At 51.8% G+C, this 313-nt stretch carries 1 protein-coding gene; it reads right to left on the reverse strand.

What is annotated here, in order from left to right:
- On the reverse strand, positions 1 to 313 hold a 313-nt coding region (locus KDM89_RS21250; RefSeq protein WP_212689789.1), incomplete at both ends, for a hypothetical protein.

Below are 313 nucleotides of genomic sequence, written 5' to 3' on the forward strand. Positions count from 1 at the left end.
GATAAATGTATCACATCATCGCGATGGCATGTCTGCGTAAAGCACAATCCCTCGCTGCTTTTGACGCGCGCCATGCTGAGCTCAGCCTGTTCACAAAAAGCACCGAATGCAGGCTGATAGTCGATAGGGCAGAAGCCAAAGCTGTGATCCGCGCGGCCTATGGTGGCATTGGCGTGGATTTGCTGATACAGCACCACCTGATCCTGTTGCACGCGATAGCGCAGTTCAGGTATCTGGTTGATGGCTGCCAGACAGCGATGCAGATAAAACAGGAAAAATGAGATTTGATTGTCCCGGCAGAATTGACGTGCCT

This window comes from Cognatundibacterium luofuense, assembly GCF_018139685.1.
Lineage (GTDB): Bacteria > Pseudomonadota > Gammaproteobacteria > Burkholderiales > Burkholderiaceae_D > Undibacterium > Undibacterium luofuense.